Source organism: Kineosporia sp. NBRC 101677 (genome assembly GCF_030269265.1).
Classification (GTDB): Bacteria; Actinomycetota; Actinomycetes; order Actinomycetales; family Kineosporiaceae; genus Kineosporia; species Kineosporia rhizophila.
Map to the genome: position 1 here is coordinate 131581 of NZ_BSTA01000010.1, position 24486 is coordinate 156066.

Below are 24486 nucleotides of genomic sequence, written 5' to 3' on the forward strand. Positions count from 1 at the left end.
GAGCGGTTGATCCGAGCGCGGTTGCTGCTTTGGCCGCGGCCTCGATCCCATTTTGTCGGTGGTGCCCTTTAGTCTCTTTTTGTGGCGGTGGGGGCCGCGGAAATGCTTGTCGACGGGGGGCTTCCGGATGGGCGCGTTGGCGGAGGGTTGTTTCGAGGGACGTGTCCCCGGGCTGTCCATGGGGGTGTTCGAGTGGCTGCTGGAAGAGCTGGGGGCGCTCGGAATCCCGTCGGCGGATGCGGATGCGGGATCGGACGAGGGCGGGGCGTTCACCGGACCAGCCGAGGGAACGGGTACCGCCAAGGCAAGCGATAGGGCCAAGGCAAGCGGTACGGCCAAGACAGCCAGCACGACCAAGGCAGGCGGCCCAGCCGAGCCGGCCCGACGCACCAAGCGAACCGAGCCCTCCCCACCCGAATCGCCCGATGCGTGGGTCACCAACGTGATGGCCATGGAACTCGTGATGCGGCGTTTGCAGGCCGCGCAGATGCTTTCGCTCGCGACAGCGGTAGAAGCGGTGCCGTCGGCCCGACGTGGTGGCGCCCGCGTCGACGAGGACCACGAGGAACACGACGGACACGACGAACCCGAGGACCTCGACTCGGCGTTCTCGATCACCTCGCGTCGGCTGGTTTCCTCTCGCCTGGCGCCGGAGCTGAACCGTCATCCGCGTTCGGCCGCCGGAGATGTCGAGGTGGCAATGGGCCTGGTCCGCAACCTTCCCCGGATCTTCGCGTTGCTGGAGCAGGGCCGGATCGATGCGGACCGTGCTCGTCTGGCGGCGCGCCAGTTGCACGCAGCGTGCGAGAGGTATCCGCAGCTGCGGCCGGGCAACGACGTGTGGCAGCTGACAGAGGCCATGGTGACTGCCCAGGCCCCCGATCTGACCTTCGGGGAGCTGAAGCGTCTGATCCAGCGGCTGCTGATGGAACTGGATCCTGACGGGGGCGCCGCTCACCATGCGCAGGCGATGCGCGGCCGGCATGCGCGGATCTCGGCCCAGCCCGACGGCATGGCCCTGGTGACGGCCCTGGTCTCGGCCGAGACAGGGCAGTTGCTGGACGGTTTCCTCGACGCCGCGGCCGACGCAGCACGGGATCGGGCCGAGGCGGAGGGCCTACCGGACGGTCGCACTCATGATCAGCGGCGGGCCGATGTGCTGGCGCTGCTGGTGCAGGCGTTGGCGGAGGGCGTGCACATTCCGCTGGTCCCGGATCCGCGCAACGAAGCACGCGACGAGCCGAGCGCTTACGCAGCCGCAGGCGAAGCCAGCACGACGAGCGGAACCAGCGAGAGCGGCGCGACGAGCGAAACCGAGGGGAAGCTCAGGAAGCCGCGCCACGAGCCAGAGCACGCCGAGCCCCATACGACCAGTGACACCGTCCCCGAGTCGCTACGCCGCCGCCTGGAAGACGACCTGCAGGCCGTCACCGACGAACGTCACCATGCCCTGACGGCTCACGGGTTCCCACCGGTACCCCAAGGTCTGATGCCGGCCTGGTGGAAGATCCCCGACCTGCCCCGGCGCAAGGGACGAGGCACCCATCTGGTCGTGACGATCACCGACACCACGCTTCTGGGCCTGGACCAGATTCCCGGCCTGCTGCAGGGGCATGGCGTGATCAGCGCCGAGCACGCTCGCCGCCTGGCTGTCGCCCCCGGGCAGATCACTCTCCTGGTCCTGCCCGGAGCCTGTACCCATGACCATGCGGGCAACGACACCAGCCCAGACGATGGCACCGGCCCAGACAGCGACGCCGAGCCACAGCCCGCTGCGTCGGAGCCATGTCCCCTCGGCCGGGACCACACCCGGCCCCAGACCCGCCGCTACCGCCCCGACCGCACCCTCACCAACCAGGTCTTCGCCCGCTACCCCGTCTGCACATTCCCCGGCTGCACCACTCCTGCCAGCCGCTGTGACTTGGACCATCTCAAGCCTTTTCAGCGCGGCGGACCGACCTGCGCGTGCAATATGCATCCCGCCTGCCGGGGCCACCACCGTCTGAAGACCTTCGCCGGCTGGCATGCCCGGCCGGCCCGGCCCGGCGAGCCGCACCCGCCCGGCACCATCATCTGGACCACGCCCGACGGCACTGACCACGCCAGCGCTCCGCCATGCCTGCCCGGTATGCCCGGCTGGAGCCTGCGTGGCAGAACCACCGCCTCCTCTGACCAGCCCGAAAGCTTGACCAGGATCGACTTGATGCCCTCGGCCGAACGCACAGCCCGCCGCACCCGCCGCTGGAGTCGAGACCTGCAGTGGCAGGCAGACCGGCAGGACCGACTACGGCGCAGGGCCGCCGCCCGGCTGGCGGCCCAGCAGACAGCCAAGGCAGAGGCGCTCCGGTCGTCCGTGGCTCGCCCGCCGCACGCGCCCTGGGGCGAGGCCACCGGCATCTACCCAGAATACGGAGAACCCACCTTTTGAGATCCGCACTCGTTGCTAAGCGTTCTGGCGGTACTCGCGCGAGGCAGCCACCGCCGCCTTCAACAACTCGACCGCCCGGCTCAGGTCCTCCACGCCTACGGCCTTGCCCACCGCGTTGGCCCAGGCGTGCTGCCGGTCGCGCAGTTTCGCCACGGTCGCGCGGCCCTGCTCGGTGGGCTGCAGCAACTTGGCCCGCCGATGGCTGGGATTGGGCACGTACTCGGCCCAGCCGGCCTCGACCAGGATGTCGGCGGTGCGCTGAACGCTCTGCCGGGCCAGCCCCAGCCCCACCCGTCGGGCGATCTCGGCCACCGGTAGCGCGGTGTCCAGGGTTGCGCCCAGCACCTGCCACTGCGCGGGGGTCAGGCCGGCCGGCTCGGCGATCTCCTTGGCTGCGGCCAGGAACTCGCCGTTCGCCTCGAAAACCGGCATCACCAGAGCGGTCAGAGCATCACCTTCGGGACTTCTGGCTTCAGGACTTCTCAAGCCTCACCGCCCACGAGGAGGTCGTAGTACTTGCGCTCGCCCGTGGTGTACAGCCCATACCAGGCGTCGATGACCGGCTGCGGGAACACGCCGAGCACCTCGAAGACAGCCTTGGCGAACTCGAGTGGGGCGGTGCCCGGGGCCGTGATCACGTTGCCGTCGACCACCGTGCGGGCTTCTTGGTAAAGATCCTGGCCCGTGTAGTTCTCGGTGCCGGCCAGGGCTTCGAGGGCATTGCTGGTGTGCCGCCGTTGATTGAGCAGACCGGCCCGAGCCAGGCCCCGCGTGCCCCCGCAGATCCCGGCAACCGGCCTGCCGTTCTGCACCAGAGTCCTGGCCAGCGCCAGCACCTCGTCGTGCCCCTCGCCCCAGGTGTCGCCGCCCGGGAGCACGAGCAGATCGATCTGCTCCGGGTCGAGCCCGGCCAGGTCGGCCCCCGGCTGCACGGTCAGGCGCCCGGCCGTGGTGACGGCCTTGCCACCCACCGAAGCAACAGTGAGCCCGACACCGCCCGGCACGTCCTCATCGGCCATCGCCAACCCGGCCGTCAGGTACCCGTACTCCCAGTCGGCCATCGTGTCGGTCGCGTACAGCACCACGTTCGTCATGATCGTGCCCCCTTGATTGACTGACAGCAGACTGTCATTTTGACAGCACTCTGTCAATCCCCGGTTCACGGACGGACGCGAGAGGATGTGGGCATGCGGAACTCTGTGCAAGTGGTGCCCGAGCACCTCAGCGGTGTGGCGGCCCGGCAGTGGAGGGCCGCGTCCTGAACCCCCCGAAACTCCTGGCCACCGCCGAGAAGGCGCTCGAGACCGCACTCCCGGTCAGCGCCACCATTCCCGAACTACTGCGGCGTCTCGGCGATTTCGGCGCCGGAGTGCTGGTCTCACCGCCCGGCACGGGTAAGACCACGTTGGTGCCGCTGGCGCTGGCCGACCAGGTCGAAGGACGGGTGCTGGTCGCCGAGCCGCGCCGGGTGGCGGCCCGAGCTGCTGCCGCCCGGATGGCCTGGCTGCTCGGCGAGGAGGTCGGCGGGCTGGTGGGTTACTCGGTGCGCGGTGACCGGCGGGTCAGTCGGCGCACTCGGGTGGAGGTGGTCACCACCGGTCTGCTGGTGCGCAGGCTGCTGGAGAACGCGGAGTTGCCAGGCGTCGGGGCAGTGCTGCTGGACGAGTGCCACGAGCGGCATCTGGACACCGATCTGGCGCTGGCGTTCAGCGCCGAGGTGCGGGCCACGTTGCGGCCGGAACTCCTGTTGCTGGCTGCTTCGGCCACCGCGGACAGCGAGCGGCTGGCCCGGCTGCTGGGCTCGGGGGATGCTGCAGAAATTAAGGACGTCGGTAGCGCCTCGATCGGGAACGGCGAGTCGGGCGACGGCCCAGTCGGTAACGGCAACTCGGACGGCTCAAGCGGCTCAGGCAGCTCCGGTGACTTGCTCGACTCCGATAACTTGCTCGGCTCCAGTGGCCCCGCCGCATCGGCGCCGGTGATTGGCGCCGACGCTCCGCTGTATCCCGTTGAACCCGTCTGGTGTCCCCCCACCGGCCCCGTCGACCCGCCACACGGTCTGCGGGTCGACCCCCGCCTGCTCGACCACGTGGCCTCGGTGGTGCGGCGGGCGCTGGGCGAGGCCCAGGGGGACGTGCTGGTCTTCCTGCCGGGGGCGGGTGAGATCGAGGGAGTGGCCCGGCGGCTGAGTGGCGTTCAGGTGCAACGGCTGCACGGACGGCTCAGCGCCCGCGATCAGGATGCCGTGCTGAGGCCGGGCGCGGTCGGGTCTGCGCGGCGGGTGGTGCTGGCCACGTCCGTGGCCGAGAGCAGCCTGACCGTGCCGGGCGTGCGGATCGTGGTGGATGCCGGTCTGGCCCGCGTACCCCGTACCGACCTGGCGCGTGGGCTGAGTGGACTGGCCACGGTGCGGGTGTCTCGTTCGTCGGCTCACCAGAGGGCCGGGCGGGCCGGGCGGGAGGCTCCCGGGCGCGTCTACCGTTGCTGGTCGGCCGCCGATCATGAGCGTCTGGCGGCCCACCCGGAGCCCGAGGTGGCCATTGCCGACCTCACTGGTTTCGCCCTGTCGCTGGCGGTCTGGGGTACACCTGATCCGGCCGGGCTGCCGCTGCCGTCGCAGCCCCCGGCCTCTGCGCTGACCGTCGCTCAGCAGACGCTGCGGGCGTTGGGAGCGATCGATACAAATGGACGAGTGACGCGCCGAGGCGCTCGGCTCACGTCAGCGGGGGTGCACCCTAGGTTGGCCAGGGCACTGCTCGACGGAGCGGAGTTGGTCGGGCCCCGACGGACGGCGGAGATCGTGGCGTTGCTCGCCGACGATTCGCTGGGCGGGGGTACGGACGATCTGGCGGCCGCACTGCGCCGCCTGCGGAGTGGGGACGGGGCGTCCGGACGTTGGCGGGACGAGGTACGGCGTTTGCAGGCTGCGATTCCGGTCGAGCAGTCGTCGGGATCGACGGCCCGCGTGTCCGACGATCTGGCCGCGGGCATCGTCATTGGTCTGGCTTTTCCCGAACGTATCGCCCGGTTGCGCCGCACCGGCGGCTATCTCATGTCTGGAGGTACCGGGGCCGAGCTCTCCCCCGGCTCGGGGCTGACCGGCATCGGATGGCTCGCGGTCGCGGTGGCTCAGCGGCAGGCCGGGGCACAGTCGGCGCGCATCCGGATGGCTGCGGCGATCGACGAGAGCACGGCCATGGAAGTGGGCGAAGAGCTCCTGCGCACCCAGGACGAGGTGGTCTGGCTGAAGGGAGACGTGGTGGCCCGGCAGCGCGATCTGCTGGGGGCGATCGTGCTGGCCGAGCGGCCGCTCAAGAATCCGGCGCCGCACCTGGTGCACGCAGCTCTGCAGGAGGGCCTACGGAAGGAGGGGCTGGGTCTGCTGCGGTGGACGCCGGCCGCCCAGAAGCTACGGGCTCGGCTGGCCCTGCTGCACCGCGCCTTCGCAGCGTCGGGCTCGTGGCCGGACGTCTCGGACGCAGCTCTGCTGGCCCGCGCCGAGGAATGGCTGACCACTGCCCGCAACCGTGCCGACCTCCAGCGCATCGACCTGGTGCAGGCGCTGCGCCTCCTTCTCGATCACCGAGCCATCACCCAACTGGACGAACTCGCGCCGGAGCGGATCGACGTCCCTAGTGGTTCGACCGTGACCCTCACCTACTCCACCGACGTGAGCGACCCATCCGACCCCGTCCTTGCTGTGAAGCTCCAAGAGGTTTTCGGTTGGCCCGCAGTGCCGCGCATTGCCGGCGGACGCGTGCCGATCGTCCTTCATCTGCTCTCGCCCGCCGGGCGGCCCCTGGCCGTTACGTCCGATCTGGAGTCGTTCTGGCAGAACGCCTATCCGGGGGTAAGGGCCGAGATGCGGGGGCGCTACCCGAAGCACCCCTGGCCTGACGACCCGGCCTCGGCGGTGGCCACGAAACGCACCAAGAACGCGGCGCGGCGTTAATTCGTTCGACGGTTCCGGGCCCGAAGAGTAACGTAGCCCCTTGTGTCTGCTGCGATTGATGACGTCCTCGGCTCGGAGCAGGAGTATCTCGCCCGGGCCCGCGCCGACCTCGAAACCATGCGGCAGCAGGTGCTTTCGCTCGATGTGCAGGGCGGTAACGCGGTCTCCGCGGAGTACCTGAGCGCAGCTCTCTACCACCGGGCACAGGCCCTGATCGACGATCCGGGCACCACCCTGTTCTTCGGCCGGACCGACCACGACGACGGCAACCGCTGGTACATCGGCCGCCGGCACGTGGCGGACCCGAACGGCGACCCGGTGGTGATCGACTGGCGGGCCAGCGTGGCCACCGCCTTCTACCAGGCCAGTCGCAACGACCGGATGGGCGTGCTCCGGCGCCGCCGGTTCGGCATCGAGCACGGTTCGATCACCGCCTACGAGGACGAGCAGCTCAGCGAACAGCTCAGCGACCAGTCCGAGACAAAGAGCCAGATCCTGGCCCACGAGATCGAACGACCGCGCGCCGGGCCGATGCGCGACATCGTCGCCACCATCCAGCCCGAGCAGGACGTCATCGTCCGGGCCGACCTGGACACGTCGGTCTGTATCCAAGGAGCGCCGGGCACCGGTAAGACCGCCGTGGGCCTGCACCGCGCGGCCTGGCTGCTGTACGCGTTCCGCGAGCGCCTGGCCCGTTCCGGCGTGCTGGTGGTGGGGCCCAACGAGTCGTTCCTGGAGCACGTGAACGCGGTGCTGCCCAGCCTGGGAGAGGCACAGGTTCGGCACGCGACGGTCGAGCAGCTCGTGGTCACCTCACCGGGCGGGGCCGAGACCCTGCTCACCGTCAAGGGTTCCGACACCCCTCAGGTCGCCGGGCTGAAGGGCGATGCCCGGATGGCCGAGGTGCTGCGGCGGGCGGTCTGGTCCGGAGTGGTCCGGCCCACTGAGTCGATGATCCTTCCCCGCGGGGCGCACCGCTGGCGGGTGCCGGCGTATCAGCTGGCCGAGATCGTCGAGGAGTTGCAGAACCGCGGCGTGCGCTACTCGGCCGCCAAGGACATGCTGCCGCAGCGTATTGCGCACGCCGTGCTGGTCCTGATGGAAGAGGCCGGCGACTCCCCGGACGACCGGGTGCAGGATTCGGTGGCGCGCAGCCGCGAGGTGAAGAAGTACGCCGACTCGGTGTGGCCCACTGTGGATCCGAAGAAGCTTCTGCACTCGTTGTTCTCGGATCCTGAGGTGCTGGCCCGGCACGCCGAGGGCATTCTCACCGCCGAGGAGCAGAAGCTGCTGCTGTGGGAGAAGCCCTCCCGCACGGCCGGTTCGGCGAAGTGGAGCTCGGCCGACGCGGTACTGCTGGACGAGCTGACCGACCTCACCCGCCGCTCGGCCAGTATGGGGCACGTGGTGCTGGACGAGGCGCAGGACCTTTCGCCGATGCAGCTGCGGGCCGTCGGGCGGCGCTGCTCCACCGGTTCGATGACGGTGCTCGGCGACATCGCGCAGGGCACCACGCCCTGGGCCACCCCCTCGTGGGAGGTGACGCTGGAGCACCTGGGGCAGAGCGGCGCCGTGATCGACGAGCTCGACCGCGGATTCCGCGTGCCCGACGCGGTGATCCGGTACGCGGCCAGACTGCTGCCCAGCATCGCCCCGGGACTGAACGCACCGACGTCCGTTCGTGATTCGCCCGGCAGCCTGCAGATCGTGACCAGCGAGTCGGCCGCGCAGCGGTGGCCCGACGTGCTCACCGCCGTGCGCCGCTGCCTGGACGAGCTCGGCTCGATCGGGTTGATCGTGCCCGACTCGCTGGTGCCGACCGCGGCCGAGGAGCTGCGCGAGGCCGGGATCGAGCACTCGGTGCTCGGCCCGCACGGCAGCGAGCTCGACGGTCCGGCCGACGAGAACGCTGATCCACTGAGCATTCGGGTCAGCGTCGTGCCCGCCACCACGGCCAAGGGTCTGGAGTACGACTGGGTGGTCGTGCTCGAACCCACCCGGATCGCCGCCGAGGAACCGGACGAGCGCACCGGTCTGCGCCGGTTGTACGTGGTGCTGACCCGTGCCGTCACCGGGCTCACGGTGGTGCACCACGAGCCCCTGCCGGACGTCCTGGCCTGAGCGTTTCTGCCTATGGGCGGGCCAGTTTCGCGGCCCGGGCCCGGATGCCCTCGATCAGGATGTCCAGGCCCAGGTCGCGGTAGCCGGCCTCGTCGACCGGCCTGTCCACCAGGTCCTCGGCACAGATGATGATGTTCGGGTAGCGCTCCGGGGCCAGCGTCTGCAGCACCGCCTTCTTCTGCCGGGTGCGCAGGGCGATCTCCTCCTCGCTGTCGCGCAGGGCCCGCTCCCCCGGTTCCATCGTGACCAGGACGACCAGGTTGTGCAGCGCCTGCACCCCGATCGTGGCCATCTCGGTGCGGCTGAAACCGCCGTCGCGCAGGGCCGAGAAGGCGAACTCGCCGATGTTCAGCCCGGCCGAGGAGCCCAGGAACCGCTTGTGCACCAGGTCAGCGACCTCGGGGTGCCGGCTGAGGGCCTCGAGGATCGCGGCGAAGCAGTCGTGCAGCCGCACGTCCCACGCGGGCGTGTCGCCGGCCGGGTACGAGGGCAGCACGACCTCCTCGAGCACCTGCTCGATCACCCCGTCGAGCAGCACGTCCTTGTCCTTGAAGTGCCAGTAGAGGGCCATCGGGGTGACGCCGTGGTCGGTGGCCAGGCGACGGATCGTGACCGCGTCCAGCCCCTCGCGGTCGGCCAGGGCCAGCGCCGAGGTCACGATCGCCTCCCGGCTCAGCCGTTCCTTGGACGCCGCACTCCGCTTACCAGCCACGTTCTCGACTGTACCTCGTACAGGGCGAGTACGGGCCGGGGCTTGCGAGACGCCTCCTGTACGCAGTACATGTATGTCGTACATGTACGCCGTACAGTCCTTCTTCGAGAGGTAGCGACGCCATGAGGCGTAGTCCCTGGTCGACCCTCACCGTGCTGGCCCTGGCCCAGTTCATGGTGGTTCTCGACGTCACGATCGTGAACGTCGCCCTGCCCGACCTGCAGGCCGATCTCGGCTTCTCCGTGGACAACCTGCAGTGGGTGGTCAGTGCCTACGTGCTCGCGTTCGGCGGATTCCTGCTGCTCGGCGGGCGGGCCGCCGACCTGATCGGCCGGCGGCGGCTGTTCATGGCCGGTCTGGCCCTGTTCGGCGTGGCCTCGCTGGCCGGCGGCCTGGCCGACTCGCAGGGCATGCTGATCGCCTTCCGCGCCGTACAGGGTCTGGGCGGCGCAATGCTTTCTCCCGCAGCGCTTTCCATTCTCACCGTGACCTTCGCCCCGGGCCGCGACCGCAACATCGCCCTGGGCATCTGGGGTGGTCTGGCCGGACTGGGCGGCACACTCGGCGTGGTTGCCGGTGGTTTCCTGGTGGACGGCGCGAGCTGGCGCTGGGTGTTCTTCGTGAATGTTCCGATCACCGTGCTGGTGGTGGCCCTGACGCCGTTCATCGTGCGGGAGAGCAAGGCCGAGAGCACCGGAACTGCGCGCACTTTCGACGCTCTCGGGGCGATCCTGGCCACCACTGGCGTGCTCGCCCTGATCTACGGGGTGATCCGGGCCGAGACGCTGGGCTGGTCCGACGTCGAGGTGGTGGGTTCCCTGGCCGCCGCGGTGGTGCTGCTGGCCGGTTTCGTCTTCGCCGAGTCGCGTTCGGCCGACCCGCTGGTGCCGCTGCGGATGTTCCGCTCCCGCTCGCTGAGCGCGTCCACCGTCGCCCTCGGGCTCAACGGCGCGGCTTTCACCTCGATGTTCTTCCTGGCCGCGATCTTCCTGCAGCAGGTGCGGGGCGAGTCGGCGATCCAGACCGGCATGCAGTTCCTGCCGATGGGCCTGGCCGCGATCGTCGGGGCGATGTCGGCCTCCAGCGTGGTTACCCGGATCGGTACCCGCCCGGTGCACCTGGCGGGTGCGGCGATGAGCGTGGGCGGTCTGCTGCTGCTCACTGGCGCAGGCGCTTCCGGCTCTTACGTGGTCGAACTGCTGCCCGGGTTCCTGCTCTTCGGCTTCGGCATCATGTGGGTCGGTGTGCCGGGCCAGATCTCGGCGGTCTCGGAGGTCTCGCACGCCGATGCCGGAACCGCCTCCGGACTGGTGTCTGCGGGCTACCAGGTCGGCGGTGTGCTCGGCCTGGCGGTGGTGAACACGCTGTCGACGTCGCTGGCCGAGAGCCGTCTGGCGGAGGGGGCCAGCCCGCAGGAGGCCCTGGTCGACGCCTTCCACCGGGGCCTCCTGATCGCCGCGGTGCTGGCCGCCGTGAACATCGGGATGGCACTGATCGCCCGGCAGCGGGTGCCGGACGCCGAGGAACTGAACGAGGCCGTGCCGGTCTGAAGATCGAATTGAGGACGGTTGCGGTCGCCTCAGCGGTGATCGCGACCGTCCGTCGAGTCTCGAGTCGGGTCTCGAACCCCTACGGAAAAGTTGTCCACAGCCCTCTCCGGCCCGGCGCCGAATCCGGATAACATGCCTGAATCCGTGCTCCGCCGGAGCCCCGAGCCAGGGAGAGCCGATGCCACGCCGGTCCCGACCGTCCTTGCCCGAAGCCGCCCGGCCGAGTGCACGTCGCGGTCGCACCCGTGGCCTGGCCGTGCTCGGAGCGCTCGCGGTCTGCGCCCCGCTGGCCACCGCCACCTCGGCCTCTGCAGCTTCTGCGGCGAGCCCGGTTGAGCCCACCAGTGGGCCCACGGCGGCCCCGGCCCTGGGCATGGTCACCGGTCTCACTGCGCCGGAGAGCACGATCGCCGGCGCCACCGTGCCGGCCACAGCGCAGGACCCGACCCCGCCGGAGAAGCAGGCGGAGGCGATCGGCTACGGCGGCGCCGTCTCCTCGGTCGATCCGTATGCCACCGAGGTCGGGCTCGAGGTGCTGCGCAAGGGCGGTAACGCGGCTGACGCGGCGATCGCCACGGCGGCGGCGCTGGGCGTCACCGAGCCCTACTCGGCCGGCATCGGCGGTGGTGGGTTCCTGGTCTACTACAGCGCCAAGTCCAAGAAGGTCACCACCATCGACGGGCGCGAGACGGCGCCGAAGAGCTTCAGCCCCACGGTCTTCCAGAAAGAAGACGGCACCCCGCTCGACTTCGCCACGGTGGTCAGCTCGGGCCTGTCGGTCGGCGTCCCGGGCACTCCCGCGCTGTGGCACAAGGCCGCCGGCAAGCTCGGCAGCCGCAGCCTGAACGAACTGCTCGCCCCCGCCCAGAAGCTGGCCGAGCAGGGCTTCGTGGTCGACGAGACGTTCCACTCGCAGACCGCCACCAACGCCCAGCGCTTCGCCAAGTTCCCCGCCACCGCCGCGTTGTTCCTGCCCGGCGGCAAGGCGCCCGAGGTCGGCGACACCTTCCGCAACCCCGACCTGGCCAAGGCCTACGGCGTCCTCCGCAGCCAGGGGGTCAAGGCGCTCTACCAGGGCGAACTCGGCAAGGCCGTGGTGCAGACGGCGCGGGCGCCGCAGACCACCGACGGCTTGCAGGTCCTCGCCGGGCAGATCACCGCCAACGACCTGAAGGCCTACCAGGCGCTCACCCGCCGGCCCACCGTCGGCAAGTACAAGAACCTCTCGGTCTACGGCATGCCCACCCCCTCGTCCGGCGGGATCGCGGTCGGCGAGGCGCTGAACCTGCTCGAGGCCTACCCGGGCAAGCCGCTGAGCAAGCAGTCCGACGTGCAGTACCTGCACCGCCTGGCCGAGGCCTCGGCCACCGCCTTCGCCGACCGCAACCGCTGGGTCGGTGACTTCGGCGGTACGCCCACGCAGCAGCTGCTCTCCCAGGGCTTCGCCGACGAGCGCGCCTGCCAGCTGTTCGACGAACAGAAGGCCGCCACCCGCCCGGTCCCGTTCGGCAGGCCCGACGGCCGCTACGGCGACTGCGAGCTGCCGTTCGTGAAGCAGGAGGCGCCCCGCGACGACCACGGCACCACCCATCTCACGGTGGCCGACAAGTGGGGCAACGTCGCGGCCTACACGCTGACCATCGAGCAGACCGGCGGCTCGGGCATCACCGTGCCCGGCTACGGCTTCCTGCTCAACAACGAGCTCACCGACTTCAACTTCGCCCCGCTCACCGCCGGGGTGCCCGACCCCAACCTGCCGGGCCCGGGCAAGCGGCCGCGCTCGTCGATGGCCCCGACCATCATCACCAAGGGCGGCAAGCCCTACCTGGCCCTCGGCTCCCCCGGCGGCGCCACGATCATCACCACGGTGCTCCAGGTGGCCACCGGCACGCTCGACCGCAAGCTCTCCCTGGTCGACGCCATCGCCGCGCCGCGTCTGTCCTCGCGGAACGGGCCCACGAGCGACGCCGAGCCCGGTATCACGGGTGGGGAGCTGGGCCCGGCGCTGACCGGGCTGGGGCACTCGCTGAAAGAGACGGCGGAGATCGGCGCGGCCACGGGTATCCAGTTCCTGCCGGGCAAGCGGCTCGTCGCGGCGGCGGAGCCGACGCGGCGTGGGGGTGGCTCCGCTGCGGTGGTCAGCGAGAAACCGGTCAAAGAAAAAGCCGGGCGCAAGTAGCGCGCCCCGTTCTCAGCCCGCCAGAACTGCGTTCAGCAGGCCGGGCCAGCGCTGGTCCAGGTCGGCGCGCCGGAGCGAGAGCTGGCGTTCGCGGCCGGCCTGCACCGAATACGTGACCCCCGCCTCGCGCAGCACTTTCAGATGGTGCGAGCGGGTCGACTTCGGCATCTCCGGGCCCACCGAGGCACACACCAGTGGCGGCTCCCCCGTCTCCCACCGGGCGAGCTGGCCCACGATCTCCAGGCGCACCGGGTCACTCAGGGCGAAGAGCACCGCGGGCAGGTTCAGGTCCGCGACATCGGGGTGCTCGAACGTGGTCATGACGTCAGCGTAGTCCGGATCGACCCATCGTTCGACAATTGCCGAACGATGGGCCTACCCTGCAACGGTTCCATTGTCTTCGAACCGTCAGGTGGAGTCCGATGATCACGCAGTCCCGCCGGGCAGCCGGGTTCTGGCTCGTCGCCGTGACCGCGGTGGTGTTCCTCGCCGCAGCCAGCGCCCCTTCCCCGCTGTACGTCGTCTACCAGCAGGAATGGCACTTCGGGGCGCTCATGCTCACCGTGGTGTTCGCGGTCTACGCGGCGGTGCTGCTGCTCACCCTGCTCGTGGTCGGCGGTCTGTCCGACTTCGTCGGCCGCCGTCCGGTCATCGTCGCGGCGATCGCCCTGGAGATCGCTTCGCTGGCCGTCTTCCTGGTGGCCGACGACGTGGCCGACCTGATCGTCGGGCGCGGGCTGCAGGGCCTGGCCACGGGGGTGGGCCTGGGCGCGCTCAGCGCCGCGATCTCCGACCTGGCCCCGCCCGAGCGTCCGTCACTGGCGGCCGGGCTCAACGTCGCCTCCCCCACCTTCGGCCTGGCCTCCGGGGCCCTGCTGTCCGGCCTGCTGGTGCAGTTCGCCCCTATGCCCCGCACGCTGGTCTTCGACGTGCTCACGATCCTGCTCATCGTGCTGCTGGCCGCCTGCGCCGTGGTGCTCCCGGCCCCGTCCGAGCGTCGTCCGGGCGCCCTGGCCAGCCTGCGTCCCACCGCCTCGGTCCCGCCGGCCGCCCGCCGGGCCTTCCGCAACGCCCTGCCGGTGCTGATCGCGACCTGGTCGATCGGCGGACTGGTGCTCTCGCTCGGCGGTTCTCTCGCCGTCGGGGTCTTCGGGGTGGACAACCACGTGATCGGCGGGATCGTGGTCACGGCGATGGCCGGCTCGGGATCGCTGGCCGCCTTCCTCGCCCGAGCCCGGCCGGCCCGGGCCACCATGCTGTCGTCCTCGGTCGTGCTGGTGGCCGGCATGACGACGGTGCTGCTCGCGGTCACCGTGACCTCGCTGACCCTGTTCTTCACCGGTCTGGTGATCACCGGCTACGGCTTCGGGGCCGGTTTCGTGGGGGCACTCGGCTCGGTGGCCCAGCTGGCCCGGCCGCAGGAACGGGCCGAGCTCCTGTCCGCCGTGTTCGTGCCCAGCTACGGCGCTTTCGGTGGGGCTGCCGTGATCGCCGGGCTGGCCGTGCCGCAGTTCGGCCTGAAGCCCACCACGATGGTGTTCGGGGTGGTGGTGATCGCCCTGGCCCTGCTCGCCATCGCGGCCGAACTGACCGTTCGGCGACAGGAGTCGACTCACGAGGTGCCCGCGCTCGCAGTCGATCGCGGATAAAGACGCGGAAAGCGCCCCCTCGAAGGCCCGGAACGGCCAATACTTGCCTGCGTGGTAGCCACGGACGGGGTCGGCAGCGCACCAGACACAGCTGTCACTGCCGACCCTGCAGCCACCCCAGCTTTGGGTCGCCTGATCGCACCGCGCTCGATCGTCGTGGTGGGAGCCACCGACCGGCCCGGTTCCTACGCCGCCCAGACCCTGCTCAACCTGCAGCGGGCGGGGTTCGCGGGCGGACTGGTGGGAGTTCATCCGCGCCGCGGCGAGATCCTGGGAGTGCCGTGCCGTCCTGATCTGGCCGGGGCGCTGGAGGTGCTCGGCGAGACGGCCGACGCGGTGGTCGTGGCCACCACTGCGGCGACCGTGCCGGACTACCTCACCGAGGCCGGGCGGCTGGGCTGCGGTGGGGCGGTGGTGTTCGCCGGGGGCTTCCGTGAGAGCGGTGATCTGGGGGCCGAGCAGCGACTGGTGGCGGCGGCCGGGCGTTTCGGGCTGCCGGTGCTCGGGCCCAACACCAGTGGTCTGGTCAGCGCCCGCAGCCGGGCCCCGCTGTGGGGCGAGCCGGTCATGCTGCCCGCCCAGAACTCCGACCGACTGGACGACGGCATCGCCCTGGTCACCGAGAGCGGGGGCGCGGGCCTGCTGGCGCTGGCTCATCGGCAGGCTCAGGGCCTGCACACCGTGGTCTCGCTCGGCAACGCGGCAGTCGTCGACACACCGGCCGCCCTGAGCATTCTCGCTGCGACAGAAGGGGTTCGGGCGGTAGCGCTCTACCTCGAGCAGATCCCCGACGGCGCTCGGCTGGCGACGGCGCTGGCCGACTGCGCTCGGGCCGACGTACGGCTGGCGGTACTGCGCACCGGTCGCCGACGGGCGCCCGACCAGGTGCTGGACGCGCTTCTCACCGAGGCCGGGGCGGTGCCCTGCCGGGAGGTGCACCAGCTTCTGGAGACGACGCGGGCCCTGGCCCGGGTGCGGCGCACCAGCAAGGGCATCGCCGTGGTCACCTCTTCGGCCGGAGACGCCGCGCTCGCCGAGGACCTGGCCGGGGACGCCGGCGTCGAACTCGCCGAGCTGAGCGAGACCACGCGCAGGAACCTGACCGCGCGGCTCCCCCGCTCCGCCGTCGCGACCAACCCGCTCAACCACACCACCCATCTGTGGGCCGATTCCTCGACCCTCACCGAGATCACCGCGACCGTCGCCGCCGATCCGGGAGTGGGCGCCGTCCTCTATGTGCAGGACGAACCGCCCGGCCTGCACCCCGAGGACTCGGCCGAGTGGCTGGCCACCCGGGAGGGCGCCCGGCTCGGCGGCGCCCGGGAGGACGTCGACGTGCTGGTCGTGGCCGGGATGCCCGGCCAGGAACCGGTGGGGGCGGTGTCCGGCCTGTCCTCGGCCCTGGCCGCGATGGCCCAGTTGCGTTCACCGGCGCCGGATCCGCAACGCCTGGCCAAGATCGCCGCGGTGGCGGCGCTGGAGCCCGGACGTCGTCCGGCCAGCCGGCTTCTCGCCGAGCACGCCGCGAAGGCCGTACTCGACCAGGCCGGTGTCGACGTCCTGCGTCATGCCGTGGTCCCGCTGCCCGACAAGGACCGTGGGGACGAGGCGGCGGCCACCGCGGTGGCGCTGGCGGCCGCTCAGATCGGGTTTCCGGTGACACTGCGACTGTCTGTGCCGGGGGCCGGTTCCTCACCTGACACCCCCAGCCTGAGCAGCGGCGACAAGGTCAGCCTCAAGGTCTCCGAACTTCTCGCCGGAGCGAGCGACCTCGACGTCGTGACCCGTTGCGACACTGCATTTCTGGTGGAGGCCCTGGCCCGGCCCGGCGTGCCCCTGACGATGCTGGCCCACCGCGACGGCCCGGTCCCGGCCCTCACGATCAGCCTGGGCGGCGGCTGGGGGCAGGTGCTCGGCGAGACCCGGACGGTGCCGCTGCCCGCCGACGCCGAGCGCATCGCCCAGGCTGCGGCCTCCCTGCCCGGCACCAGCACGGCCGACCTCGAAGCCGTGGGCAAGGCGGCGGGCCGGCTGGCGAGGCTGTTCGTAGAGGGGGGCTTCGCAGAGTTCCGGGTCACCCTGACCAACGGGACGGCGGTGCGCGCCCAGGCCCGGAGCCTGAGCTGACCCCCGGTCCTTGGCGCGTTTCGGCTTCAACCCCGGACAGCTGTGCTTCCATGACGGGATGGCGGCGACAGATCAGGTGCCTCCGGCCAGTACCCGGGTCAGGATCGTGGAGGGAACGGCCGGACTGCTGGCCCGCCGCGGTCTGCAGGCCACTTCGCTGAATGAGATCCTGGCCGCCTCGGGGGCCGCCCGGGGCTCGATGTACCACTCGTTCCCCGACGGCAAGGAGCAGGTGGTCTCGGAGGCGCTCGGCCTGGCCGGGCAACGTACCCGGGACTGGCTGGAGCGCTGGGACGGCGACTCGGCCCTGCAGGTCACCGAGCGCTTCCTGCACGCCTGGCGCCTGCTGCTGTCCCGCTCGGACTGCGCGACCGGTTGCGCAGTGGTCGCGGTGACCGTCGCGGCCGACTCCAAACGTCTGCTGGACGACGCGGCCGAGGTGTTCCGCGGCTGGCGCACCCGGCTGGCCCAGCTACTCGAACGCGGCGGCCTTTCCGCGGAGACGGCTCCCGGCTTCGCCACGCTCCTGCTGGCCGCCACCGAGGGGGCCGTGGTGCTGGCCCGGGCGGAGCGCAGCCTGGAGCCGTTCGAGCTCACCGCCGAGCAGTTGCTCGACCAGGTCAGGGCGCTGCTGCTGCGTGAGCTGCCTACTCCCTGAGCCACTGGGTTCGAAAGGGCTCAGGGAGTAGGCGACTCGTTCAGCTGGCCTTACTCCTTCAGCTGGCCTTACTCGTTCAGCAGGCCGGCCCGCCGGAGCGCATCGGCGAGCGCCGTGTCCGGCACCGAGGCCCCACCGCGTCCACCCGAACCACCTCGGTTACCGCGGTTCTGGCCACCCTGACCGCCCTGACCACCTTGACCGCCACGGCCCTGGCCACCGGAGCCACCGGAACCCTGGCCACCGCCGCGCTGACCGCCGCCCGGCCGGGGCCCGCGGTCGCCACGGCTACCCCGGTCACCACCCCGGTCACCGCCGGCCCGCTCGCCGCCGCGGGAGCCGCGTTCACCCCGGCCACCGTTGGGCGCCCCGACCTCGTCGTCCAGGCGGAGGGTGAGCGAGATCCGCTTGCGCTCGACGTCCACCTCCATGACCTTCACCTTGACCACGTCGCCGGGCTTGACCACCTCGCGCGGATCCTTCACGAACTTGTGCGACAGGGCGCTGACGTGGACCAGGCCGTCCTGGTGCACGCCGATGTCGACGAAGGCACCGAACGCGGCCACGTTGGTGACCACACCCTCGAGCACCATGGCCGGCTTCAGGTCGGCCACCGTGTTGACGCCGTCGGCGAAGACCGCCGCCTTGAATGCCGGCCGCGGGTCGCGGCCGGGCTTGTCCAGCTCGGCCAGGATGTCCTGCACGGTGGGCAGACCGAAGGTCTCGTCGGCGAACTCGTCGGGCCGCAGCTTGCGGATCAGCGCCGTGTTGCCGATCAGCGCGGGCAGGTCGACCTCGGCCTTGGTCAGGATGCGCCGCACCAGCGGATAGGCCTCCGGGTGCACCCCCGAGGCGTCGAGCGGGTCCTCGCCGCCCTGGATGCGCAGGAAGCCGGCCGACTGCTCGAACGCCTTGGCGCCCAGCATCGGGACCTTGCGCAGGGCGGCCCGGCTGCGGAAGGGACCGTTCTCGTCGCGGTAGGACACGATGTTGCGGGCCACCGTCTCGCCGATGCCCGAGACCTGGCGCAGCAGCGGGGCCGAGGCGGTGTTCACGTCGACGCCGACCGCGTTCACGCAGTCCTCCACCACGCCGTCGAGCGAGCGGGCCAGGGAGGACTCGGGCAGGTCGTGCTGGTACTGGCCGACCCCGATCGACTTCGGGTCGATCTTCACCAGCTCGGCCAGCGGGTCCTGCAGGCGGCGGGCGATCGAGACCGCCCCGCGCAGGCTGACGTCGAGGTCGGGCAGCTCGGCCGAGGCGTAGGCGGAGGCCGAGTAGACCGAGGCGCCGGCCTCGGAGACCACGACCTTGGTGAGCGACTGGTCCTTCACCCGGGCGATCAGCTCACCGGCCAGCTTGTCGGTCTCCCGGGAGGCGGTGCCGTTGCCGATCGCGATCAGGTCGACGTTGTGCGCCCGGCAGAGCTTCTCCAGCACGTCGAGCGACTCCGACCACTGGCGGCGCGGCTCGTGCGGGTAGACCGTGCTGGTGGCCACCACCTTGCCGGTGCCGTCGACCACGGCCACCTTGACGCCGGTACGGATGCCCGGGTCGAGGCCCATCGTGGCGCGGTTGCCGGCCGGGGCGGCCAGCAGCAGGTCACGCAGGTTGGCGGCGAACACCCGGATCGCCTCCTCCTCGGCGGCCGCGCGCAGCTGACCGCGCACGTCCAGGCCGAGGCTCACCGAGATCCGGGTGCGCCAGGCCCAGCGCACCGCGTCGATCAGGAACTTGTCGCCCGGGCGGCCCTGGTTGCTGACCTCGAACCGGTGCGCGATCGTCTGCTCGGAGGCGCTCAGCTCGCCCGGGGCCGGCGGCGGGGCGTCGTCGGCCTCGAAGGTGAGGTCGAGGATCTCCTCCTTCTCACCGCGGAACATGGCCAGCACCCGGTGCGAGGGCAGCTTGGTGAACGGCTCGGTGAGGGCGAAGTAGTCGGAGTACTTCGCGCCCGCGGCCTCCTTGCCCTCGCGCACGGTGGCGGCCAGCTGCCCCCGGTTCCACATCCGCTCGCGCAGGCCACCGATCAGGTCGGCGTCCTCACTGAACTTCTCGACCAGGATCGAGCGGGCCCCCTCGAGCGCGGCCGACACGTCGGCCACGCCCTTCTCGGCGTCGACGTACTGCTCGGCGACCACCCGCGGATCCTGCGTGGAGTCGGCCAGCAGCCCGGTGGCGAGTGGCTCCAGGCCGGCCTCGCGGGCGATCTGGGCCTTGGTGCGGCGCTTGGGCTTGTAGGGCAGGTAGATGTCTTCCAGGCGGGACTTGGACTCCGCCTCGCGCACCTGCGTCTCGAGCTCGGGCGTCAGCTTGCCCTGACTCGCGATCGACTCCAGGATCGCCTCGCGCCGCTTCTCCAGCTCGCGCAGGTAGCCCAGCCGCTCCTGCAGCGTGCGCAGCTGCGCGTCGTCGAGGGTACCGGTGACCTCTTTACGGTAGCGGGCCACGAACGGCACGGTCGCGCCGTCGTCGAGCAGCCCCACCGCGGCGACCACCTGCCAGGGCTGCACCTGCAGCTCGTCGGCGATGCGCTGTTCGACGCTGACTGTCACAGATCTTCCACCTCTTGCTGATCTTGCCGGGGGTGCTCTTCAACGGCCACCGCAGACTCTAGGGGGTAGCACCGACAGGTTGCCGACTCGACGGGCAGCGCCTCGGGGATCAGCCCCGTCCGCCCCGGATCAGGTACCCAAATCCGCAGCAACCCCGCCGATCCGGGCCCCCGACCGAGCACGTCACCCGTTCGGTGGGCCGGACCGGGAATACCCGGCCGTCCTTCCAGCGCTCAACCGCCAGTTAGTTGCCGTTCGCAACGAACCCCCATCATGGGAGCGGCACCGACGCTGTTGCCCGGTTGAACGAGAACACAGCAAGAGAATGCGGAGTAACACCGTCATGGCCGCGGTCGAATCGTCGAGCCCCCCACCGTCCACCCCCGAAGCCCACCCCCGTCAGGGCCTGCTGATCGCCGGTCTGGCCATGGCGGTGATGACCGTCTCGCTGCTGCAGACCCTGGTCGTCCCCGTCCTGTCCCGGATCGCCCAGCAGCTCGACGCCGACCTCACCGCGGCCGGCTGGGTGCTCACCGCCAACCTGCTGGCCGCCGCCGTGGCCACCCCCGTGCTCGGGCGGATGGGCGACGTGTACGGCCGTCGTCCGGTAATGCTCGGCATCCTGGTCACCGTTCTGGTGGGCATCCTGCTCGCGCTGTTCACCAGCTCGCTGCCCCTGCTGATCCTGGCGCGGGTGCTGCAGGGCGCCTCCTACGGCCTGTTCCCGCTCTCGATGGGCGTGCTGCGCCAGGAGGTCCCGCCGCAGCGCCTGACCCAGTCGATGGCCCTGGTCAGCGCCACCCTCGGGGTCGGCGGCGTGGTCGGCCTGCTGGTCACCGGGCTGCTCACCCAGGGCGAGGCCAGCTACCGCCGGCCGTTCTGGTTCGGTCTCGCGATCACCGTGATCGCACTGGTGATCGCCTGGTTCACGCTGCCCCGCCGGCGTCCCGACGGTCACACCACCAGCGTCGACTGGCTCGGTGCGGGCATCCTCGGCGCCGGTCTGGTGCTGCTGCTCCTGCCCATCTCGCAGGGCCGGAGCTGGGGTTGGGGTTCGCCGCTGACCATCGGCCTGTTCGTCGCCTCGGTCGTGGTCCTGGCCGTCTGGCTCGTGGTCGAGGGCCGGCTGAAGCAGCCGCTCGCCTCGCCCCGTCTGCTGGCCGAGGGCGGCGTCGCGCGGGCCAACCTGGCCGGTCTGCTGATCGGCTTCGGCATGTTCGCCTCGTTCCTGGGCATCACCGACTTCGTCCAGACCCCGGACCGGATCACCGGTTACGGCTTCGGCGCCGACGTCCTGGCCGCCAGCGCCGTGTACCTGCTGCCCGGCGGTGTGGTCGGGGTGCTGGTCTCCCCGCTGATCGGCGGGCTGGTGCACCGGATGGGCGGCAACCGGGCCCTGACCATCGGCGCCACCTTCGGCCTGGTCGGCTTCGCCGGGATGGCGCTGTGGCACGAGCAGACCTGGCAGATGATCCTGTTCGGCATCCTCGTCCAGGTCGCCGTCACCTTCGGCTTCGCCACCCTGCCGGCCCTGCTGGTGCAGGCCGTGCCGCCGGCCGAGACCGGGGTGGCCAACAGCGTGAACTCGATCATGCGCTCGGTCGGCAGCGCGGTGGCCAGTGCGCTCACCGTCAGCCTGCTCACCGCGATGCTCGACGACACCACCGGCCTGCCCACCGAGGGCGCCTACGTGCTGATCTTCGTCCTGGGCGGCGCCGCGTTCGGCATCGTCGCGGTGATCGGCCTGCTCGGTGGTCGCAGCCGTAAACCGGTCTCGCCGGAGGAAGAGCGTGAAGAGGCGGCGGTCAGCCTGGCCGGCGAGTTCTCTTCGGTGTCGGGCCTTTCCCGCTGACCTGAACCACCTGAACCGCAGGCGCTGCGGCCCTGGCTCTCGAGCCGGGGCCGCAGCGTTTTTTGTGGGTAAGAGCTTGTGGACGCTCGTGAGCACCGGACGCGGTCGCGTCGGGTTTGCGAGCATGGGGGCATGCTGGACGAGACGGGGATCGCCGCAGTCGAGGAAGTCGTCCGCCGCACCGCCACCGAGGTGGTGGTGCCGCTGTTCGGGGCGTTGGCCACCGGCGACATCGAGGAGAAGGCTCCGGGCGACCTGGTCACCGTGGCCGACAAACGCGCCGAGGAGTACCTGACCCGGGAACTGACCCGGATCGTCCCTGGTTCGAAAGTGGTCGGTGAGGAAGGCGTCCACGCCGACCCGGACGTCCTTGATCTGCTCCAGGGCCCGGACCCGGTCTGGGTGATCGACCCGGTGGACGGCACCGAGGCCTTCGCCACCGGTTCGCCCCGGTTCTCGATCATGGTCGGGCTGGCCCAGCAGGGCCGGCTGCTGGCCTCCTGGATCCACGCCCCCGTGCTCGGGTTCATGGCGACGGGCAGCGCGCGGGGCGCCTTCGTCGACGGCGAACCACTCCGGGTGGCCCCCGCCGCCGACCAGCTCCGTCATCTGGATCTGGTGCTCCCCCGCCCGCGCTGGTGGCCCGAGCCGCAGCGGCCCAACTTCCACGCGCTGTTCGCCACCGGGGTCTCGTCCACGTTCTTCGACTACGCCGGGCTCAACTACGTCGACCTGGCCGCCGGCCGGCACACCGTCATGCTGCTGCCCTGGGAAGCGCCCTGGGACCACGCGGCCGGGGTGCAGCTGCACGAGGCGGCCGGCGGGGTGGTGATCGGTATGGACGGAAACCCGTTCCAGGTCGGCGGCGGCAACGCTCTACCCATGATTGCCGCGCCCGACCGGGCCAGCGCCCTGCTCGTCCGGGATGCCCTGCTGGTGGACCAGTGATGCTCAAGGTCTGTCTGAACGGCTCGCGCACCGCGTCGGAGCATCCCGGGCTCCCCGTCAGCCCTTCGCAGCTGGCTCGGGCAGCCAAGGAGGCGGTGGAGGCCGGGGCCGATGCCGTGCACCTGCATCCACGGGGCGACGACGGCCGGGAGTCTCTGCTGGCGGTGGACGTTGCAGCGGCGGTGACCGCCGTTCGCGAGGCCTGCCCCGGTGTTCCGGTGGGGGTCTCGACCGGGCTGTGGATCACCGCGCGGGACGTGCAGACGCGGGCCGAGCTGGTGCGCGGCTGGGTCGTGCTGCGCTCGGCCGAGCGCCCCGACTTCGCGTCGGTGAACCTGTCCGAGCCCAGCGCGCTCGAACTGGCCGGGATCCTGCACAACACCGGAATCGGCGTGGAGGCAGGAGTCTGGACCACCCGCGACGCGAAGCAACTGCTGAGCGAGCCCTTGCCCGGTCTGCTCCGCGTGCTGGTCGAGATCATCGGCGTACGGCCGGAGAACGCGGTTTCCGAGGCCGATGAAATTCTTGGACAGCTCGGCCGACCCGAAGCGCTCGGAGTGCCCGTGCTGCTGCACGGTGAGCAGGCGGCGTGCTGGCCGGTGTTGCGGCACGCCGCCGCCCGCGGCCTGGACACCCGGATCGGCCTGGAAGACACCCTGACCGGACCGGACGGCGAACCCGTCACCGGGAACGCCGCCCTGGTCCGCAGCGCAGGAACCCTTATTCGGCAGGGCGGACGGGGTGGGCCTTCAGCCGGTCCGTAGGCGCGTTCTCCGGGAAGTGACAGGCCACCTGCTGGTCGGGGGCCTTGTGCTCCAGCGGCGGCTCCTGGACCCTGCAGATCTCCTGCGCCTTCCAGCACCGGGTGTGGAACCGGCAGCCCGAGGGCGGGTTCAGCGGGCTCGGTGCCTCACCGCGCAGCCGGATCCGCTCCCGGTCGGCACGTACGTCCGGGTCGGGCACCGGCACGGCCGAGAGCAGGGCGTGCGTGTACGGGTGCATCGGCCGCTCGTACAGCGCGTCCCGGTCGGCGATCTCGACGATCTTGCCCAGGTACATCACCGCGACCCGGTCGGAGATGTGCCGCACCACCGACAGGTCGTGCGCGATCACCACGTAGGTCAGGCCGAACTCGTTCTGCAGGTCCTCCAGCAGGTTGATCACCTGGGCCTGGATGGACACGTCGAGCGCGGAGACCGGCTCGTCGGCGATCACCAGCTTGGGCCGCAGGGCGATCGCCCGGGCCACCCCGATGCGCTGGCGCTGACCGCCGGAGAACTCGTGCGGGTAGCGGTTGTAGTGCTCCGGGTTGAGCCCGACCAGCTTGAGCAGGTCCTGCACGGCCGGCTTGATCTTGTCCTTCGGCAGGGTCTTGTGCAGCCGGAACGGCGCCCCGACGATCGAGCCCACGGTGTGCCGCGGGTTCAGCGACGAGTACGGGTCCTGGAAGATCATCTGCACGTCGCGCCGCAGCGGGCGCAGGGCCCCCCGGGACAGGTGCGCGATGTCCTTGCCCTCGAGCGTGATCGAGCCCTCGGTGGGCTCCTCCAGCCGGGTCAGCAGCCGCCCGGTGGTGGTCTTGCCGCAGCCGGACTCGCCCACCAGGCCCAGGGTCTCGCCCTGGCGCACGGCGAAGTCGAGGCCGTCCACGGCCTTGACCGCGGCCACCTGACGGCGGAACACCGCTCCGCGGTTGACCGGGAAGTGCCGCTTGAGGCCCTTGACCTCGAGCAGCACCTCGTTGTTCTCGAACTTGCC

Annotated in this window: 17 protein-coding genes; 11 read left to right on the forward strand and 6 right to left on the reverse strand. The window is 70.9% G+C overall.

Annotated features, from left to right (window positions below; all coding sequences use genetic code 11):
• Positions 1 to 178: 178 nt before the first annotated feature.
• A complete protein-coding gene (locus QSK18_RS26550) occupies positions 179 to 2428 on the forward strand; it encodes an HNH endonuclease signature motif containing protein (protein WP_285624564.1) in 2250 nt (749 codons plus the stop codon).
• 15 nt (positions 2429 to 2443) lie between these two features.
• Here QSK18_RS26550 and QSK18_RS26555 read toward each other — a convergent pair whose 3' ends face one another.
• Both QSK18_RS26555 and QSK18_RS26560 read right to left on the reverse strand, forming a co-directional pair.
• Positions 2444 to 2860: a MarR family winged helix-turn-helix transcriptional regulator gene (locus tag QSK18_RS26555; RefSeq protein WP_232813127.1), complete on the reverse strand. Its 417-nt coding sequence runs from the start codon at positions 2858 to 2860 to the stop codon at positions 2444 to 2446.
• A 50-nt stretch (positions 2861 to 2910) separates the two neighbouring features.
• A complete protein-coding gene (locus QSK18_RS26560; protein ID WP_285624570.1) occupies positions 2911 to 3522 on the reverse strand; it encodes a DJ-1/PfpI family protein in 612 nt (203 codons plus the stop codon).
• A gap of 233 nt (positions 3523 to 3755) precedes the next feature.
• Between QSK18_RS26560 and hrpB the strand changes: the two genes are divergently transcribed.
• The gene (gene hrpB / locus QSK18_RS26565; protein ID WP_352396658.1) at positions 3756 to 6380 is read left to right on the forward strand and encodes an ATP-dependent helicase HrpB; all 2625 of its coding nucleotides are present in this window, start codon (positions 3756 to 3758) and stop codon (positions 6378 to 6380) included.
• A 42-nt stretch (positions 6381 to 6422) separates the two neighbouring features.
• Entirely contained in the window at positions 6423 to 8501 is a 2079-nt protein-coding gene (locus QSK18_RS26570) for a HelD family protein (protein WP_285624576.1), read from the forward strand.
• Between the two features lie 10 nt (positions 8502 to 8511).
• Here the strand turns inward: QSK18_RS26570 and QSK18_RS26575 are convergent, their stop codons facing one another.
• Complete coding sequence (locus tag QSK18_RS26575) at positions 8512 to 9213, reverse strand: TetR/AcrR family transcriptional regulator (protein ID WP_232815310.1); 702 nt, start codon at positions 9211 to 9213, stop codon at positions 8512 to 8514.
• A gap of 122 nt (positions 9214 to 9335) precedes the next feature.
• Between QSK18_RS26575 and QSK18_RS26580 the strand changes: the two genes are divergently transcribed.
• Together QSK18_RS26580 and ggt are read left to right on the forward strand one after the other, a co-directional pair.
• Positions 9336 to 10763 carry an MFS transporter gene (locus tag QSK18_RS26580; protein ID WP_285624582.1) on the forward strand — a complete coding sequence of 476 codons (1428 nt, stop codon included), beginning with the start codon at positions 9336 to 9338 and terminating at the stop codon, positions 10761 to 10763.
• 373 nt (positions 10764 to 11136) lie between these two features.
• The gene (gene ggt / locus QSK18_RS26585; protein ID WP_502894273.1) at positions 11137 to 12942 is read left to right on the forward strand and encodes a gamma-glutamyltransferase; all 1806 of its coding nucleotides are present in this window, start codon (positions 11137 to 11139) and stop codon (positions 12940 to 12942) included.
• A gap of 12 nt (positions 12943 to 12954) precedes the next feature.
• Here ggt and QSK18_RS26590 read toward each other — a convergent pair whose 3' ends face one another.
• Positions 12955 to 13263, reverse strand: a complete 309-nt coding sequence (locus QSK18_RS26590; RefSeq protein WP_232815307.1) for an ArsR/SmtB family transcription factor — start codon at positions 13261 to 13263, stop codon at positions 12955 to 12957.
• Positions 13264 to 13364: 101 nt separating this feature from the next.
• Here QSK18_RS26590 and QSK18_RS26595 point away from each other — a divergent pair, with 101 nt between their 5' ends.
• The 3 genes from QSK18_RS26595 (at position 13365) to QSK18_RS26605 (ending at position 17376) form a co-directional block, all read left to right on the forward strand.
• The gene (locus QSK18_RS26595; protein WP_285624588.1) at positions 13365 to 14591 is read left to right on the forward strand and encodes an MFS transporter; all 1227 of its coding nucleotides are present in this window, start codon (positions 13365 to 13367) and stop codon (positions 14589 to 14591) included.
• A 123-nt stretch (positions 14592 to 14714) separates the two neighbouring features.
• Positions 14715 to 16718 (forward strand): CoA-binding protein, encoded by a 2004-nt coding sequence (locus QSK18_RS26600; protein WP_285624591.1) that lies wholly within the window; start codon positions 14715 to 14717, stop codon positions 16716 to 16718.
• A gap of 58 nt (positions 16719 to 16776) precedes the next feature.
• Entirely contained in the window at positions 16777 to 17376 is a 600-nt protein-coding gene (locus QSK18_RS26605) for a TetR/AcrR family transcriptional regulator (RefSeq protein ID WP_232815304.1), read from the forward strand.
• A gap of 68 nt (positions 17377 to 17444) precedes the next feature.
• Here the strand turns inward: QSK18_RS26605 and QSK18_RS26610 are convergent, their stop codons facing one another.
• Positions 17445 to 19928, reverse strand: coding sequence for a Tex family protein (locus QSK18_RS26610; protein ID WP_285624594.1), 2484 nt, complete (start codon positions 19926 to 19928; stop codon positions 17445 to 17447).
• Here QSK18_RS26610 and QSK18_RS26615 point away from each other — a divergent pair.
• The 3 genes from QSK18_RS26615 (at position 19903) to QSK18_RS26625 (ending at position 23492) form a co-directional block, all read left to right on the forward strand.
• Positions 19903 to 21780: an MFS transporter gene (locus tag QSK18_RS26615; protein WP_269811361.1), complete on the forward strand. Its 1878-nt coding sequence runs from the start codon at positions 19903 to 19905 to the stop codon at positions 21778 to 21780. The genes QSK18_RS26610 and QSK18_RS26615 overlap by 26 nt on opposite strands.
• 132 nt (positions 21781 to 21912) lie before the next feature.
• On the forward strand, positions 21913 to 22728 hold the full coding sequence (locus QSK18_RS26620) for an inositol monophosphatase family protein (RefSeq protein ID WP_232815302.1): 816 nt from the start codon (positions 21913 to 21915) through the stop codon (positions 22726 to 22728).
• Positions 22728 to 23492, forward strand: coding sequence for a 3-keto-5-aminohexanoate cleavage protein (locus QSK18_RS26625; RefSeq protein WP_232815301.1), 765 nt, complete (start codon positions 22728 to 22730; stop codon positions 23490 to 23492). Before QSK18_RS26620 ends, QSK18_RS26625 begins: the two co-directional genes overlap by 1 nt.
• On the opposite strand, the gene QSK18_RS26630 is transcribed toward QSK18_RS26625, so the two are convergent.
• Entirely contained in the window at positions 23449 to 24465 is a 1017-nt protein-coding gene (locus tag QSK18_RS26630) for an ABC transporter ATP-binding protein (RefSeq protein WP_352396659.1), read from the reverse strand. The two genes, QSK18_RS26625 and QSK18_RS26630, sit on opposite strands and share 44 nt — an antisense overlap.
• Positions 24466 to 24486 lie beyond the last annotated feature (21 nt).